Here is a 15,613-nt window from a genome sequence, read left to right as displayed (position 1 = left end):
CCGCCCGTCAGTCTACTCGCAAGACACCCTGCACCCCGCCGGCCAAGGCCTTCTCGCGGGTTTCAGCCAGCGGCAAGTTGCGGTAGGTCAGTGCCCGTAGCAGCATCGGCGTGTTCAGGCCCGCCAGCACGCAGCATTGAATGCCCTGCGCCTGGGCGTCGGCCACAGCCCGTTTGGAGATATTGGCGGGCGTGGCGCCGATCAGGTCCGTCAGCACCAGCACGCCAGCGCCGTGGTCCTGCCCCAGAATGTCTTTCAGGACATCCGGCGCCAGGTCGTCCGGCCGGTCTTCGGGCTGGATATCGTGAATGGCCAGCATGCCGTCCAGGTTGCCCATGACATGGCTGGCGCATTCGCGCATCGCCGCGCCCAAAGGCGCGTGCACGACGATAACAATACCCGTGGTCATGACGGATTCCAGAGAGATCAGGCCGCCCGGGCAGTGGTCGCCACGGCTTTTTCAAGCGCCTGGACGAACATGCCTGCGACATCGAAACCGGTCTGTTCGGCAATCTCTACGAAACAGGTGGGGCTGGTGACGTTGACTTCGGTGACGTAGTCGCCAATGACATCCAGGCCGACCAGCAGCAACCCGCGGGCGGCAAGCTTGGGCGCCACGGCTTCGGCGATTTCGCGGTCGCGCGCGGACAGCTCCTGCGCGACGCCGCGGCCGCCGGCAGCCAGATTGCCCCGCGTCTCGCCGGCCAGCGGAATGCGGGCCAGCGAATACGGCACCGGCACGCCGCCGATCAGCAGAATGCGCTTGTCGCCCTTGACGATGTCAGGGATGTAGCGTTGGGCCATGATGGTGCGCGCGCCGTTGTCGGTCAGCGTTTCCAGAATGGCGTTCAAGTTGGGATCCTTGGGCTGCAGGCGAAATACGCCCGTGCCGCCCATGCCGTCCAGCGGCTTCACGATGACGTCGTGGTGCGTGTCGTGGAACGCCTTCAACCGGGCCATGTTGCGAGTCACCAGCGTGGGCGCGGTGAACTCGCTGATTTCGGTGATGGCCAGCTTTTCGGGGTGGTTGCGGATGGCTGCGCCGCTGTTGAAAACGCGGGCGCCCTGCGCTTCGGCGTATTCAAGCAGATGCGTGGAATACACGTATTCCATGTCGAAAGGCGGGTCTTTGCGCATGACGACTGCGCCGAAATCTGCCAAAGGCAGATCCTGGGCGGCGGACTCCGTCCACCAGTCATGACCGTGCAGGTCGGCGTCCGCCACCAGCGCGATCGGCGTGGTGACGGCTTTGACGACGCCTGCCTCGATGTAAAGGTCGCCCTGCATGGCCACGCTGAGCGTATGGCCGCGCGCCACCAGGGCACGCATCATGGCGACAGAACTGTCCTTGTACGCTTTTAGCAGCGGCAAGGGATCCAAAACGAACAAAACATGCATCGCGACACCCCGAACGTACGCCGCCTTCCCTGGAGGGAAGGCGGCTTTATAAGACATCGTAGCGCAGAGCCGCCCAATAAGCGAACCCGCCGGTCACGGGACGGACGGCGGGTCGGAAGTGGAGCGGCCCAGCCCTCTTGAGAGGGCTGCGGCTGGAACTCAGGCGGCCGATTCAGGCTTGCCCGCGGCGGGCACTGCCTTTTTCTTCGGTGCCAGCACCATGACCATCTGACGGCCTTCGAGCTTCGGCATGGCTTCGACCTGGGCAAGTTCCAGCAGATCGTCGCGCACACGTTCAAGCACCCGCATACCGAGTTCCTGGTGAGCCATTTCGCGGCCACGGAAACGCAGCGTCACCTTGGCCTTGTCGCCCTCTTCGAGGAAGCGGCGCAAGTTGCGCAGCTTGACCTGGTAGTCGCCCTCGTCGGTGGCCGGACGGAATTTGACTTCCTTGACCTGAATGACCTTCTGCTTGGAACGAGCTTCGGCTTGGCGCTTCTGCTCTTGGTACTTGAACTTACCGTAGTCCATCAAACGGCAGACCGGCGGCTCGGCGTTCGGCGCGATTTCCACCAGATCCACGTCGCTTTGCTCGGAAAGACGGAACGCGTCGGCGATCTTGACGATGCCCAGCTGTTCTCCTTCCAGACCTATCAGGCGCACCTCGGGGACGCGGATTTCACCGTTGATGCGATTGGCTTTTTCAGTGGCGATGTTGAAAGCTCCTAGAAATGTTAAGCAGCACTGCTATCAGGTTGATTGACGTCGCGACGGGTGGACACATCCTCGGACAATCGCGCGACGAACTCGTCGTATGCGATGGCGCCAAGGTCCAGTCCGCCCAGACCGCGTACGGCTACGGTGCCGTTTTGCTTCTCCTTGTCGCCGACGACAAGAATGTACGGCACCTTTTGCAGGCTGTGCTCACGAATTTTACGAGTGATTTTTTCACCACGCAAATCGGACTCTACTCTAAAGCCTTGTTTTTTCAGGCTTTGTGTGATTTCAGCCGCATAATCGGCCGAAGGTTCGGAAATGCAGCATACGACAGCCTGCACCGGAGCCAGCCAGGGAGGCATCGCGCCGGCATGGTTTTCGATCAGCATGCCGATAAAACGCTCGAGCGAACCCAGGATGGCACGGTGCAGCATGACCGGCGGACGGCGCTGGTCGTTCTGGTCCACGTACTCGGCGCCCAGGCGCACGGGCATGGAGAAGTCGACCTGAATCGTACCGCATTGCCAGTGACGGCCGATGGCGTCCTTCAAGGTGTATTCCACCTTCGGGCCGTAAAACGCGCCTTCTCCGGGCGAAATCTCGAATTCGCAGCCCGTGCGGCGCAAGCTTTCCATCAGCGCCTGTTCTGCCGTATCCCAGACTTCGTCCGAGCCGATGCGCTTTTCAGGACGCGTAGCGACCTTATACAGCACTTCGGTGAAGCCGAAGTCGCGGTAAACCTTCTGCAGCAGGGCCGTGAAGTCGGCGCATTCGTCCTGGAGCTGTTCTTCGGTACAGAAAATGTGACCGTCGTCCTGCGTGAAGCCGCGTACGCGCATCATGCCATGCAGCGAGCCCGAGGGTTCGTTGCGGTGGCACTGGCCGAATTCGCCGTAGCGCAGCGGCAGTTCACGGTAGGAATGCAGGCCGGAATTGAAGATCTGCACGTGGCCCGGGCAGTTCATCGGCTTCAGGCCGTAGACGCGGTTCTCGGACTCGGTCGTGAACATGTTTTCACGGTAGTTGTCCCAGTGGCCCGTCTTCTTCCACAGCGACAGGTCCAGGATCTGCGGCGCTTTGACTTCCTGGTAGCCGTTGTTGTTGTAGACGGCGCGCATGTATTGCTCGACCTGCTGCCACAGGGCCCAGCCCTTGGGGTGCCAGAAGATCAGGCCCGGCGCTTCGTCCTGGAAGTGGAACAGATCGAGTTCGCGGCCGATCTTGCGATGGTCGCGGCGTTCGGCCTCTTCCAGCATGTGCAGGTACGCTTCCTGGTCTTCCTTGGTCGCCCAGGCCGTGCCGTAAATGCGCTGGAGCATCTCGTTCTTGCTGTCGCCGCGCCAGTAGGCTCCGGCCACCTTCATCAGTTTGAAGACCTTCAGCTTGCCCGTGGACGGCACGTGGGGGCCGCGGCAGAGATCGATGAAGTCGCCTTCGCGATACAGGCTGAGCGGCTCGTTCGAGGGAATCGAAGCGATGATCTCGGCCTTGTACGTTTCGCCGATGCCCTTGAAGAACTCGACGGCATCGTCGCGCGACCATTCTTCGCGCGTGACGACTTCGTCCTTCTTGGCCAGTTCGGCCATCTTCTTTTCGATGGCGGCCAGATCTTCCGGGGTGAACGGGCGCTTGTACGAGAAATCGTAGTAGAAGCCGTTGTCGATCACGGGGCCGATGGTGACCTGGGCGTCAGGGAACAGGGACTTGACGGCATAGGCCAGCAAGTGGGCCGTGGAGTGGCGGATCAGGTCGAGGCCGTCGGCGTCCTTGGCGGTCACGATCGCCAGGCGCGCGTCGCCTTCGATGCGGAAGCTGGTATCGACCAGCTTGGATTCCGCGCCTTCAACCGTCACGCGGCCGCCCAAGGCGGCCTTGGCCAGGCCCGTACCGATCGATTGCGCCACTTCGGCGACCGTTACCGGCCCCGGATATTGGCGCTGCGAACCATCGGGCAATGTGATCTGTACCATCGGGAGTGCTTCCTGGGGTTCTTGGAACTGGAAAAAACGAAAATCGGAAACGAAAAACGCGGCCTGAGAGCCGCGTTCTAGTGGTTGTCTTGCTGAGTCCTACCGCTGACCTGACACGGTGAAACCCGACGCACGAAAAACTAACGCGACATAGGGCGAAAGTTCCGGGTCGTAGTTCGTGCCAGCGGGAAAAACATGTTTCTAAGCCTGTTGGTACGCGCCCGAGGCGGCGCGGAGCAAAGTGACGCAATCGGGATCAACGGATCGATCAATTGCGTTTATCGTTGCCGATTGTAGCACCATTTGCGCCCTTTCCGTGGCGTAAGCGAGACAAACCGATCCCGTCACGCCAAGTTGCGGCTGCCCGCCATGGCAGCCAGCGCATGCCGGACGCCGTCCCGCCAAGGCGGCGCATGGATCCCGAACTGCCGCTCGAGCAGACCGGTGTCCAGGCAGGAGTTCAAGGGCCTGCGCGCCGTTGAGGGGTACTCGCTGGACGGGACCGGCTGGATGTCCGCGGGCGTCAGCGTGATGGGCAGCCCCGCAATCCGGGCCTGCTCCGCCACATAGCAGGCATATTCATGCCACGAGGCATGGCCCGCAGCCGCCAGGTGATACAGCCCGAACGGGAACCCGGCTCCCCCGTGCAGATAGCGCGCCACCGCCAGCGCCGTCACGTCGGCGATGAACGCCGCGCCCGTCGGCGCGCCACGCTGGTCGCTGACGACGCGTAGCGGCTCGGGCTGCCGCAACGCCATCAGCACGGATCTCAGGAAGCTGCTGCCGAAGACGCCATAGATCCAGGACGTGCGGAACACGAGGTGCGCCGGGTTCATGGCCCGGACGGCGCGCTCGCCCGCGAGCTTGCTGCGCCCATACGCGTTCAATGGCGCCGGCCTGTCGGATTCGACGTAGGGATCGGGTTTGGCGCCATCGAACACGTAATCTGACGAGTAATGGACAATCAGCGCGCTGCGGCTTGCGGCCAGGGCGGCGAGTTCGCCCGCCGCCTCGCCGTTGATTCGCATGGCCCGCACCACGTCTTCCTCGGCGCGCTCGACCGACGTCAGTGCGGCGGCATTCACGATCACGTCGGGCTTTTCACGGCGGACCAGCCGAGCCAGTTGCAGGGGATAGGTCAGGTCGCACTCGCTTTTTCCCACCGCCGTCACGTTGCCCAGCGGCGCAAGGCTGCGCCTGAGTTCAAAGCCCAACTGACCGTCTCGCCCTAACACCAGGATCTTCGTGGACATGCTTACGCTCTATATCAGGCCAAGGGTGCAACAGTCTGATTTTGGCGCTTTTCCCGTCCGAACAACCGTACGAAAACGTAATCTGCCTTCGCAAATTTCAGACAACCGCGACGCGTGCTTCGGATTTCGCCCTGAACCGGATGAAACCGCCACCGGCGTTCCCTTCTACCGGCCTATGGGGCATCGATGAGACCTGTTTCAACGCCTATGACCGTGGCGTCATGCTTTTCGTCTCCGTCACGCGGCGGCGACAGCGATGACCGTCCTGGCGCACGCCGGCATCTGCTGCTGTCGCGCCCTCCCCCCACGATCCGGGTTGCCGTTCTGGACGACCATCCCGTCGTGACGCTGGGCGTCGCCGCGTATCTGGAAAGCCGTCCGGGCTTCCGGGTCGTCCACCGGGAGACATCGGCGCGTTCCCTGTTGGAAAAACTCAGCCATTCGCCCTGTGACGTGGCCTTGATCGATTTCTACCTGCCCCAGGAACCCTGGGACGGCGTCAACTACCTGCGACGCCTGCGCCGATACCACCCCAACCTGGCGATCATCACGTTTTCGGCCGGTAACCTCTACGAAACGCAGTACGCCGCGTTCCGGGCCGGCTCCAACGGGTACCTGGCCAAACAATGGGGAATGACTTCGCTGCCGGACATGATCCGCGGCGTACTGAACGGCAGGGATCCCTTCCTGTCGGTGGTGGAAGGCAAGGTCCGCCCCCTGCTGCCCACGCACCCTCAAGCGCTCCTGACCACGTCCGAAGTCGAAATCCTGCGCCATATCAGCCAGGGGCTGTCGGTGACGCAGATCGCGGTCCGACTCATGCGCAGCAAAAAGACGGTCAGCACGCACAAGCGCCGCGCCATGCGCAAGCTGCAACTGGCCGATGACCTGTCGCTGGCGCTGTACCTGCGCGAGAAGTTCGCCGAATGATGCGCAAATCGGCGCCCACGCCTTTCCCCTGCCGGTCAGATGATCCGGGAATAGCTGGCGCTGGTGCTGACGCTGCGCAGATAGCCGTCGAAGGCCATGGCGACGGCGCGCACGAAGTACCAGCCCAGGCCGGTCACCTGGACCTCGCCCGCGCGCAGGTTCACCAGGCCCAATTCGGCCAGGTTCGCCATTTGCAGCAATTCGCGGCTGAAGTAGTCGCCGAAGCGCAAGCCATGGCGTGCCTCGATACGCGCGAAATCCACGCGGCCCTGGCACATGATGTCCATGATGACCTCGCGCCGCACCACGTCGTCGGCATTGAGCGCCAAGCCACGCTCGACCGCGAATTGCCCGGACTCGATAGCCGCGTAATAGGCGTCCAGCCCCTTGGCGTTCTGGCTATAGGTGTTGCCGATGCGGCCGATGGCCGACACGCCCAGCGCAACCAGATCGCGGTCGGGCTGCGTGCTGTAGCCCTGGAAGTTCCGGTGCAGCTCGCCCCGCTGCTTCGCGATGGCCAACGCGTCCGTGTTCAGCGCGAAATGGTCCATCCCGATGTACGTGTAGCCCTGCTGCAGGAAGCCGTCGATGGCCGAACTGAGCAAGCCGACGCGCGTGGCGCGGTCGGGCAAGTCGGCGTCGTTGATGCGGCGCTGCGGCTTGAAACGTTCCGGCAAATGCGCGTAGGCATACAACGCGATGCGGTCGGGCCGCAGCATCACCACCTGTGAGATCGTGCGCGTGAACGATTCGGTGGTCTGCAAGGGCAGCCCGTAGATCAGGTCCACGTTGACCGAGTCATAGCCCAGCGCCCGGGCGCTTTGCATCAGCGTGCGCACGTCGTCGAAGGACTGCACCCGGTGTACCGCCACTTGGACCTTGGGATCGAAATCCTGCACCCCGAAACTCAACCGGTTGAAGCCCAGTTGGCGCAAGTGGGCCAGGCGCGCCGGGGTGGCGGTGCGCGGATCGACCTCGATCGAGATTTCCGCCTCCGGTTCAAACCGGAAACTCGCCCGCAGGTCTTGCATCAGGCGGGTCAGTTCGTCGTCGGACAGGAAGGTGGGCGTGCCGCCGCCGAAATGCAGTTGCGACACCGGAACGCCCGCCCCCAGCTCCCGGACATGCAGCGCGATTTCTTGCGCCAGCGCATCCAGATAACGGGCGGCGCGCTCGTGATGCCGTGTCACCACCTTGTTACAGGCGCAGTAGTAACAGACCGAATCGCAGAATGGGATATGCACGTACAACGACAGGGGCTCGTCCGGGGTGACGGCGCGCCGCTGTTGCAGCGCCTGCCGGTAATCCTGTTCGCCGAAGCCGCCGTGGTAGCGGTCGGCCGTGGGATACGAGGTGTAGCGCGGCCCGTTCTTATCCAGCCTGGCCAGCAACTGGGGCGGAAAAAAGGGCTCGGAGGCGGCAGGAGCCGGCGGTTCTGAAATGAGTGGGCGTAGGGCGGCTTGCATACCCTGGATTATTCGCCTGTGGCGCCCCTCCCACCTTGATTTTGCGCAAACCTCGCACCAAGCGCGGGCGCGCACGGCCTGGCCCTAAAATGCGTCCATTCACGTTGCAGAACAAGGACACACCTCATGGGCACTGAACTGGAAGGCCGATTGCTGGCCATGCGCCAGGCGTTGGCGATCGCCATCGCCCTTTCCACCCGCAGCAGCCCCCAAGCGACCGATATGGCGCTGGAACTGCTGAACGACCTGAAGGCCAACATGGACCAGGCGCCGTCGGACAGCCCGTTCGAGAAGCCGGAATGGGTGGTGGGCGCACACGACGAACTGGACGGCATCGCGCGGCTGGTGCGCGCCTTCACGCAGACGCCGGAGCCGGACGGCGACGCACAGTAGTCCTCTCGCCTAGCCGTCCGCGCCGCAAGCGGCGCCGGGCGGCAACAGCCGCCAGTACAGGCCGGGAAAATCAGCGCCGACCGGCTCGAAGCCCTCGGGACGCGCATTCAGGCGCAATTCCAGCGCACCGCAGGCCGCCGCCAATCCGGCGGGCACCCAAGGACTGAAACGCGGCTGCCCGTCGATCAGCACCAGGGGCTGCTCGGGCAGCCGCAAAGCCAGCGCCCCGGCTTCGGCCGGCGGCCCCGATATCACGCGGACCGGTCCGCCCAACGTTTGCTTGGCGCGCGCATGCAAAGCCTGCGCCAACGCCTGTGAATCGAAATACCGCCAGTCTGCAGCCCGCCGCGACAGGCCGGCCCCCGCGGGCGAGGTCAGTTCCACGCGCGCCATCAGCAGCAACTGGATCAGCACGAAGCCCCCCACCGCGTCGCGCAGCCTGACATGCCCCCAGCCTGCGCGGCCGCGCAGCAACTCCATGACGGCCGGCACCGCGAACAACAGAAACGGCGTCCCCCAATGCAGCTGGATGTGGGAACCGGTGGCCAGCGTCATCGTGCTGACGAAGACCAGCGGCGTGAAGCCGAACGCCAGCAGCAGCGCGCGCCCCGGGCCACCTGGCGCCGCGGCCGGTGCGACAGGAACGGCCCGCCGGGATTGCCGGCGCCGCGCCAACAGCCACGACGCGCCCAGCAGCACCCATGCGGGCATGGCCCGGTTCAGGAACTGGTCGCCCCACCAGCGCGCGACCTCTTGCGCGCGGGCCGGCCACGACAGGCTGGCCGCCAGCGACGACGACATGGCATAGCCGAGCGACTCGAAATCGTTGGTTGCCAGCCAGACCAGATGCGGCGAAAACACGGCCAGCGCGGCCAACCCCGCCACCTGCAAGCCAAACACCTGCATCGGGTCGCGCCAGCCCCGCTGGCTCAGCCAGAACACGAACACCGCCACGCCCGCCACCGCAACCTGGTATTTGGCCAAGGCGCCCAAACCCAGGCAGACGCCCAGCGCGATCCACCAGCCGATGCGACGCGTCGTGTAGGCCTTCCAGCAGGCCGCCGCGCAGCCCACCACCAGGGGGATCAGCACGATCTCGTGGTTATAGAAGTACAAGCGGCCGTTGTAGAAGGTGACGCACAGGCCGGCCAGCAAGGCGGTCGTGGCGTAGACGCGCCCGCGCAGTTCGCGCAGCAAGCGCCACAACAGCGCGAAGGCGCCCAGCGTGCACGCCGCGCCCGCGACATACGTTGCCCACGCCGACCACCCCAGCACCTGCACCACCGGCCATAGCAGCCAGGTCGGCAGCGGTGGATGCTTGTAATAGCCCCATTCCAGGCTGCGCACCCAGGTCAGTTGCTCGATATTGTCGGTGGGCGGCGCCAGCGCCCCGCGATCCAGCAGCAGCAGCCAGCACAGGGCGAACACCAGCAGCCCCACGCCAATCTTCCACCCCTCTATCCGGGCCGTCCGCGTTACCCCCATTCCCACCCGCATCTCCCTGCGCCGCCATCCGGCGGACCGCTTCGACTGCCCGCCACCGGGCCGGGAGAATTATCAGTTTGCGGGGCGCGCCAAGCCCGGGGATTTTGTTCGCCAATTGTTCGAAAACTGTAAAGCCGAAAGGAGGGGAAACGCGTTCCTAACTGGCCTGACCACTTGATAGGAAGACGTGAAATCCCTCTGATCGTTTTCCCTGAATATTCGATATTTTCCTTCTATTTCAATACCGGCATGCCTATATTGGCGGCCTGACCACCAGGCCATTAAAGTTGGCAATCACGCCATGAGCACGTTCCAGGCTGTCGCTGCTACCCGGCTGTACCGCATGATCGCCGACCAAATCGCGGGCCGTATCCGGGCGGGGGATTTCCCCCGCGGCGGCCGGCTGCCGTCGGAGCGGGAATTGGCGGAGCAATTGCAGGTCAGCCGGGCGTCGATCCGTGAAGCCTTGATCGCGCTGGAGATCGAAGGCTATGTGGAAGTGCGGGTAGGTTCGGGCGTGTTCGTCACCATCGCCCCCGACGGCGCCGGGTTTCCGCCGCCCGTCAGTGCGGCCCCGCACGGCGCAGCCGAACGCGACGACTTCGGCCCCTTCGACCTGCTGGAAGCCCGCATGCTGATCGAACCCGAATGCGCCGCGCTGGCCGCGCACCAGGCTTCGCCCGCGCAGATCGCCGCCATCCGCGACGCGCATGCCGACATGTCCCTGACCGATTCCCCCGGCCGCCACGACCGTGAGTTCCATAGCGCCATCGCGACCGCTTGCGGCAACGCGGCGCTGGCATCGGCCGTCGCGCACCTGTGGAACCTCAGCCAGGCCAGCCCGTTGTACAGCCGCATGCAGGACTACTTCGTCACCACGCAGGCATGGGCCGCGGCCCATGCCGAGCATCAGCGCATCCTGAACGCCATCGCGGCGCGGGATCCGATCCGGGCGCGGCACGCCATGCATGCGCACCTGCTGGGCATCCTGGCGCGCCTGCGCGAAGACTTCGATTCATTCACCGACGTTCGAGGCAACCCATGACATCGTCTTCCCTTTCCATCAACGGCAAGCGGCTGTGGCAATCACTGATGGATCTGGCGCAGATCGGCGCCACGCCCAAGGGCGGCAATTGCCGACTGGCGCTGACCGCCTTGGACGGCCAGGGCCGCGACCTCGTGACGGGCTGGATGCGCGACGCCGGCATGACGGTGCGGGTGGATCAGGTGGGCAATATCTTTGCGCGCCGCGCGGGCCGCGATAACGACCTGCCGCCCGTCATGACCGGCAGCCATATCGACACCCAGCCCACGGGCGGCAAGTTCGACGGCTGTTACGGCGTGCTGGCCGGGCTTGAAGTCATGCGCACGCTGAACGACGCGGGCATCCAGACCGAGGCGCCGCTGGAATTGGCCATCTGGACGAACGAGGAAGGATCGCGCTTCGTGCCCGTCATGATGGGATCGGGCGTTTTCGCGGGCAAGTTCCCGCTGGAGACGGCGCTGTCGGCACGCGACGCGCAGGGCATTGCCGTGCGCGACGAACTGCAGGCCATCGGCTACGCAGGCGCTGACCCCGTTGGCGGACGGCCCGTCGACGCCTACTTCGAGGCACATATCGAACAGGGCCCGATCCTGGAGCACGAAGAAAAGACCATCGGCGTGGTGACGGGTTCGCTGGGCCTGCGGTGGTACGACATCACGGTGACGGGCATGGAAATGCACGCCGGGCCCACGCCGATGGCGATTCGCCGCGACGCGCTGTTCGCCGCCAGCTTCCTGGTGCAAGCCGTGATCAACATCGCGAACGCGCACCAGCCGCACGGACGCGGTACCGTCGGCGAAATCCACGCCTATCCGGGGTCGCGCAACGTCATCCCGGGTCAGGTCCGGTTCACGGCAGACCTGCGCCACGAAGACGAAGCGACGCTGGCGCGCATGGACCAGGCATGGCGCCGCGCCTGCGACGACATCGCCGTCGCGCACGGCGTGCAGGTCGAGGTGAAAGACGTGCAGACCTTCCTTCCCACGCCCTTCGACCCTGACCTGGTGGACAAAGTGCGCCAAGGCGCCGCCAGCCGCCGGCTGCCCGCCATGAACATCGTGACCGGTGCGGGGCACGACGCGGTCTATATGGCCGCGGTGGCCCCGACGGCGATGATCTTCGTGCCCTGCAAAGACGGCATCAGCCACAACGAGATTGAGGACGCGCAGCCCGAACACCTGGAAGCCGGCTGCAACGTGCTGCTAGACGCCATGGTGGCGCGCGCCAACGCCGCGCGCTAGCACCGCCGATTTCGCCGCAATGGTGCGCGGCTGCCTTACCCAGCACCTGTATGAAGCATGGTTGTAGCGGCTTCACCCGTAGTACCCCTGAGAAATGCAGGTGGCATGAGGTTTGCTTGTTAATGCCCGGCATCCGCCGCGCGACGGCGGTCACCTGTCAGTCCCTTTCCAGCCCGGAGGCTCGCAGTGAAATCGAAGAAATGGTTCTCCCTTAGCATCGGCGCATTGGTCCTTGCGGCCGCGCTGCCCGCCACAGAAGCCCTGGCCCAGACCAAGGGCGGCACCTTGAACATGATCGTTCAGCCGGAGCCGCCCGTGATCGTCACGGCCATCAACCAGCAGGGTCCCACGCAATTCGTCGCGGGCAAGATCTATGAAAGCCTGCTGACCTACTCCACCGACCTGAAGCCGCAACCGGGCCTGGCCAAATCGTGGGAAGCCGCGGCCGACGGCCTGACCTACACCTTCCATCTGCAAGACAACGTCAAATGGCATGACGGCAAGCCGTTCACGTCGGAAGACGTCGTGTTCTCGCTGGCGGACATGCTGCCCAAGACGCATGCGCGCGCCCGCGTCATCCTGAACAAATTCGTCGATTCGGTGCAGGCGCCCGACGCCAAGACCGTCGTCATCAAGCTGAAGACGCCCTTTCCCGCCTTCATGCTGATGTTCGAACCCGGCTTTGCCCCGATGATGCCCAAGCATCTTTATGCCGGCACCGACTACATGACCAACCCGGCCAACCAGAAACCGGTGGGCACGGGCCCCTTCATGTTCAAGGAATGGAAGCGCGGCGAATACATCAAGCTGACGCGCAACCCTGAATACTGGAAGCCAGGCATGCCGTACCTGGACGAACTGGTGTTCAACGTGATCCCCGATGCGGCCTCGCGCGCCGTGGCGTTCGAGCGCGGCAGCGTGGACGTGCTGCGCGGCGGCGACGTGGACAACGTCGACATCAAGCGCCTGCGCGCCTTGCCCAAGGTGGAATACACCACGGCGGGCTGGGAAATGTTCTCGCCGCAGGCCTACCTGATCTTCAACATGCGCAAGCCGCCGTTCGACAACCTGAAGGTGCGCCAGGCGGTCATGGCGGCGATGAACCGCAACATGGTCGTCAACAACATCTTTTTCGGCCTGGGCAAGGTGTCGACCAGCCCCTTTGTCACCACCGAAATGTTCTATGACAAGAACATGCCGGCCATGCCCTTCGACATGAAAAAGGCGCGCGCGCTGATCAAGGAATCGGGCATCAAGCCCGAGGACTACACGATCCGCCAGTTGAGCTTCCCCTACGGGTCCACCTGGGACCGCCTGGGCGAATACACCAAGCAGGCACTGGAGCAACTGGGCTTCAAGGTCAACCTGGAATCGACGGACGCGGGGGGCTGGGCCAGCCGCACGGGCAACTGGGATTTCGACATGACGACGACCTTCACCTACCAGTACGGCGACCCCGCGCTGGGCGTGCAGCGCCTGTACATCACGTCGAACATCGTCAAGGGGTCGCCGTTCGCCAACGTGCAGGGCTACAGCAACCCCGAGACCGACAAGCAGTGGGAGGCCGCCGCCTCCGAAGTCGATCCGGCCAAGCGCCAGGCGCTCTACACCTCGCTGCAGACGACGCTGGTCAATGAAGTCGCCAACGGCTTCCTGGTGGACATGGAGTTCCCGACCTTGTATCGCAGCAACGTGAAGAACCTGGTCAAGACCGCCATCGGCCTGAACGAGTCGTTCGACGACGTGTACATCGAGAAGTAAGCGCAGCAAGACGCCGCCGCGGAGCCCCCGCGGCGGCGGATCCCCGCCCGCGCGACGGACGTAGCCCACGCAGACCGCGCCCGTCCAGAGAGGACCCTGAGCATGAAATTCCTGTCTTTCCTTGTTTCCCGCATCGGCAAGGCCCTGGTGGTCGTGCTGGGCGTGGTGATCATCAATTTCTTCCTGATCCGCCTGGCGCCCGGTGATCCCGCCGCCGTGCTGGCGGGCCAGGCCGGCGCGGGCGACGCCGCCTATGTCGACCAGCTGCGTGTGGCCTTCGGCCTGGACAAACCGATCCTGACCCAGCTGATGCTGTACCTGAAGGGCGTGGTCCAGCTGGACCTGGGCTTTTCCTACCGCAACCATGTGCCCGTGCTGGACCTCATCGTCGAGCGACTGCCGGCGACGTTCCTGCTGATGTCCTGTGCCTTCCTGTTCTCGATTGTGCTGGGCGTGTTCCTGGGCGTCGTTGCGGCCAAAGCCCGCTACCGGAACAAGCGCCGCTGGATCGACAGTTCCGTCATGACGGGCGCGCTGCTGCTGTATGCCACGCCGCTGTTCTGGCTATCGCTGATGGGCATCCTGCTGTTTTCGGTCGTGCTGGGCTGGCTGCCGGCCTTCGGCATGGAGACCGTGGGTTCCGGCTTGACCGGCCTGGCGCGCGCGGCGGACATCGCCCAGCATCTGGTGTTGCCCACCGTCACCTTGGGCTGCTTCTTCATGGCCGTGTACGTGCGGCTGACGCGCGCTTCCATGTTGGAAGTCATCGGCATGGATTTCGTGAAGACGGCGCGGGCCAAGGGCGTCAGCCCCAGCCGCGTGATCCGCACCCATGTGCTGCGCAACGCGCTGCTGCCCGTCATCACGTTTGCCGGCATCCAGCTGGGCCAGATGGCCGGCGGCGCAGTGCTGACCGAAACCGTGTTCGCCTGGCCCGGTATCGGCCGCCTGATGTTCGACGCCTTGCTGCAACGCGACTACCAACTGCTGCTGGGCATTTTCCTGGTCACCTCCATCATGGTGGTGGTGTTCAACCTGCTGACCGATGTGCTGTACCGCCTGATCGATCCCCGCATCGGCGCCGGTGCGCAGCAAGGAGCCGCCGCATGAAGTCATTCGCCCAACGGTACATGCGCAACTACGGCGCGGTGGCGGGCCTTGCCATCATGCTGGTCGTGGTCGTCGTGGCGCTGGCCGCCCCGCTGCTGTATGAAGAATCCCCCTGGATGATGGTGGCGGACCCGCTGATTCCGCCGTTCACCAATGCCGACTATCCCTTTGGCACCGACATGCTGGGCCGCGACATCACGGCCGGCCTGGTGTGGGGCGCCCGGGTGTCGCTGATGGTGGGCCTGCTGTCGACCGCCGTGGCGCTGCTCTTCGGGATCCTGGTGGGATCCGTGGCGGGGTACTGCGGCGGCCGCGTGGACGACGCGCTGATGCGCTTCACCGAGTTCTTCCAGACCATTCCGCAGTTGGCGATGGCGGTCGTGCTGGTGGCCATCCTGAGCCCGTCCGTCTATTCCATCATGGGGGCCATCGCCATCGTGTCATGGCCGCCGGCCGCCCGCCTGGTGCGGTCGGAATTCATGACGCTCAAACAACGCGAGTTCGTGCAGGCGGCGATCGTCATCGGCCAGACGCCCGCCCGCATCGTCAGCACCCAGATCCTGCCTAACGCCATGTCGCCCATCATCGTGTCGGCGTCCTTCATGGTGGCGACCGCCATCCTGACGGAATCGTCGTTGTCCTTTCTGGGCCTGGGCGACCGCAACCTGATGAGTTGGGGCTTCATGATCGGCGCCGCGCGCACGATGATCCGCGAAGCCTGGTGGATGAGCGTCTGGCCGGGTGTGGCGATCCTGCTGACCGTGCTGGCCATCAACCTGATCGGCGAGGGGCTGAACGACGCCCTGAACCCGCAACTGCGCAAGCGCGGCGAATAGGAGGCCGA

The 15,613-nt window shown here is 64.4% G+C and carries 14 protein-coding genes; 7 read left to right on the top strand and 7 right to left on the bottom strand.

The annotated features are described in order from the left end of the window. Positions 1 to 7: 7 nt before the first annotated feature. The 5 genes from HG262_RS14845 to rfbD all read right to left on the bottom strand — a co-directional run bounded on the left by HG262_RS14845 (position 8) and on the right by rfbD (position 5,338). A complete protein-coding gene (locus tag HG262_RS14845; RefSeq protein ID WP_006226963.1) occupies positions 8 to 409 on the bottom strand; it encodes a PTS mannose transporter subunit IIA in 402 nt (133 codons plus the stop codon). A 17-nt stretch (positions 410 to 426) separates the two neighbouring features. Further along, entirely contained in the window at positions 427 to 1,398 is a 972-nt protein-coding gene (gshB, locus tag HG262_RS14840) for a glutathione synthase (RefSeq protein ID WP_169271746.1), read from the bottom strand. 159 nt (positions 1,399 to 1,557) lie between these two features. Further along, on the bottom strand, positions 1,558 to 2,112 hold the full coding sequence (infC, locus tag HG262_RS14835) for a translation initiation factor IF-3 (protein ID WP_081534364.1): 555 nt from the start codon (positions 2,110 to 2,112) through the stop codon (positions 1,558 to 1,560). A gap of 20 nt (positions 2,113 to 2,132) precedes the next feature. Then, a complete protein-coding gene (gene thrS, locus HG262_RS14830) occupies positions 2,133 to 4,085 on the bottom strand; it encodes a threonine--tRNA ligase (RefSeq protein WP_169271745.1) in 1,953 nt (650 codons plus the stop codon). A 344-nt stretch (positions 4,086 to 4,429) separates the two neighbouring features. After that, positions 4,430 to 5,338, bottom strand: coding sequence for a dTDP-4-dehydrorhamnose reductase (gene rfbD, locus HG262_RS14825; protein ID WP_169271744.1), 909 nt, complete (start codon positions 5,336 to 5,338; stop codon positions 4,430 to 4,432). A 186-nt stretch (positions 5,339 to 5,524) separates the two neighbouring features. On the opposite strand from rfbD, the gene HG262_RS14820 reads away from it, so the two are divergent. Beyond that, a complete protein-coding gene (locus HG262_RS14820; protein WP_248293365.1) occupies positions 5,525 to 6,268 on the top strand; it encodes a response regulator transcription factor in 744 nt (247 codons plus the stop codon). Between the two features lie 35 nt (positions 6,269 to 6,303). On the opposite strand, the gene hemN is transcribed toward HG262_RS14820, so the two are convergent. After that, a complete protein-coding gene (gene hemN / locus HG262_RS14815) occupies positions 6,304 to 7,734 on the bottom strand; it encodes an oxygen-independent coproporphyrinogen III oxidase (RefSeq protein WP_211187348.1) in 1,431 nt (476 codons plus the stop codon). A gap of 126 nt (positions 7,735 to 7,860) precedes the next feature. Here hemN and HG262_RS14810 point away from each other — a divergent pair, with 126 nt between their 5' ends. Continuing rightward, positions 7,861 to 8,127 carry a hypothetical protein gene (locus HG262_RS14810; RefSeq protein ID WP_169271743.1) on the top strand — a complete coding sequence of 89 codons (267 nt, stop codon included), beginning with the start codon at positions 7,861 to 7,863 and terminating at the stop codon, positions 8,125 to 8,127. Positions 8,128 to 8,136: 9 nt separating this feature from the next. Here HG262_RS14810 and HG262_RS14805 read toward each other — a convergent pair whose 3' ends face one another. Further along, on the bottom strand, positions 8,137 to 9,612 hold the full coding sequence (locus HG262_RS14805) for a glycosyltransferase family 39 protein (protein WP_169271742.1): 1,476 nt from the start codon (positions 9,610 to 9,612) through the stop codon (positions 8,137 to 8,139). A 301-nt stretch (positions 9,613 to 9,913) separates the two neighbouring features. Between HG262_RS14805 and HG262_RS14800 the strand changes: the two genes are divergently transcribed. From HG262_RS14800 to HG262_RS14780, 5 genes are all read left to right on the top strand, one after another. Next, on the top strand, positions 9,914 to 10,657 hold the full coding sequence (locus tag HG262_RS14800; protein WP_169271741.1) for a FadR/GntR family transcriptional regulator: 744 nt from the start codon (positions 9,914 to 9,916) through the stop codon (positions 10,655 to 10,657). After that, complete coding sequence (locus tag HG262_RS14795; RefSeq protein ID WP_169271740.1) at positions 10,654 to 11,898, top strand: Zn-dependent hydrolase; 1,245 nt, start codon at positions 10,654 to 10,656, stop codon at positions 11,896 to 11,898. The genes HG262_RS14800 and HG262_RS14795 overlap by 4 nt, the downstream gene beginning before the upstream one ends. Before the next feature lie 186 nt (positions 11,899 to 12,084). Next, entirely contained in the window at positions 12,085 to 13,659 is a 1,575-nt protein-coding gene (locus HG262_RS14790; RefSeq protein ID WP_169271739.1) for an ABC transporter substrate-binding protein, read from the top strand. A 102-nt stretch (positions 13,660 to 13,761) separates the two neighbouring features. Beyond that, positions 13,762 to 14,769, top strand: a complete 1,008-nt coding sequence (locus HG262_RS14785) for an ABC transporter permease (RefSeq protein ID WP_169271738.1) — start codon at positions 13,762 to 13,764, stop codon at positions 14,767 to 14,769. Further along, positions 14,766 to 15,605, top strand: coding sequence for an ABC transporter permease (locus HG262_RS14780; RefSeq protein WP_169271737.1), 840 nt, complete (start codon positions 14,766 to 14,768; stop codon positions 15,603 to 15,605). The genes HG262_RS14785 and HG262_RS14780 overlap by 4 nt, the downstream gene beginning before the upstream one ends. Positions 15,606 to 15,613: the final 8 nt, after the last annotated feature.

The organism is Achromobacter sp. Bel, from assembly GCF_012928505.1.
Lineage (GTDB): Bacteria > Pseudomonadota > Gammaproteobacteria > Burkholderiales > Burkholderiaceae_B > Achromobacter.
Note: the sequence above shows the minus strand (reverse complement) of the source record. Positions and strands in the feature narration are given on the sequence as shown.

What these genes read in the sequence shown, in the direction of transcription:
- rfbD (WP_169271744.1), bottom strand. Translation starts at nt 5,338, where the DNA reads ATGTCCACGAAGATCCTGGTGTTAGGGCGAGACGGTCAGTTGGGCTTT.
- gshB (WP_169271746.1), bottom strand. Translation starts at nt 1,398, where the DNA reads ATGCATGTTTTGTTCGTTTTGGATCCCTTGCCGCTGCTAAAAGCGTAC.
- HG262_RS14795 (WP_169271740.1), top strand. Translation starts at nt 10,654, where the DNA reads ATGACATCGTCTTCCCTTTCCATCAACGGCAAGCGGCTGTGGCAATCA.
- HG262_RS14780 (WP_169271737.1), top strand. Translation starts at nt 14,766, where the DNA reads ATGAAGTCATTCGCCCAACGGTACATGCGCAACTACGGCGCGGTGGCG.
- HG262_RS14820 (WP_248293365.1), top strand. Translation starts at nt 5,525, where the DNA reads ATGAGACCTGTTTCAACGCCTATGACCGTGGCGTCATGCTTTTCGTCT.
- HG262_RS14810 (WP_169271743.1), top strand. Translation starts at nt 7,861, where the DNA reads ATGGGCACTGAACTGGAAGGCCGATTGCTGGCCATGCGCCAGGCGTTG.
- thrS (WP_169271745.1), bottom strand. Translation starts at nt 4,085, where the DNA reads ATGGTACAGATCACATTGCCCGATGGTTCGCAGCGCCAATATCCGGGG.
- HG262_RS14805 (WP_169271742.1), bottom strand. Translation starts at nt 9,612, where the DNA reads ATGGGGGTAACGCGGACGGCCCGGATAGAGGGGTGGAAGATTGGCGTG.
- HG262_RS14800 (WP_169271741.1), top strand. Translation starts at nt 9,914, where the DNA reads ATGAGCACGTTCCAGGCTGTCGCTGCTACCCGGCTGTACCGCATGATC.
- HG262_RS14845 (WP_006226963.1), bottom strand. Translation starts at nt 409, where the DNA reads ATGACCACGGGTATTGTTATCGTCGTGCACGCGCCTTTGGGCGCGGCG.
- HG262_RS14785 (WP_169271738.1), top strand. Translation starts at nt 13,762, where the DNA reads ATGAAATTCCTGTCTTTCCTTGTTTCCCGCATCGGCAAGGCCCTGGTG.
- hemN (WP_211187348.1), bottom strand. Translation starts at nt 7,734, where the DNA reads ATGCAAGCCGCCCTACGCCCACTCATTTCAGAACCGCCGGCTCCTGCC.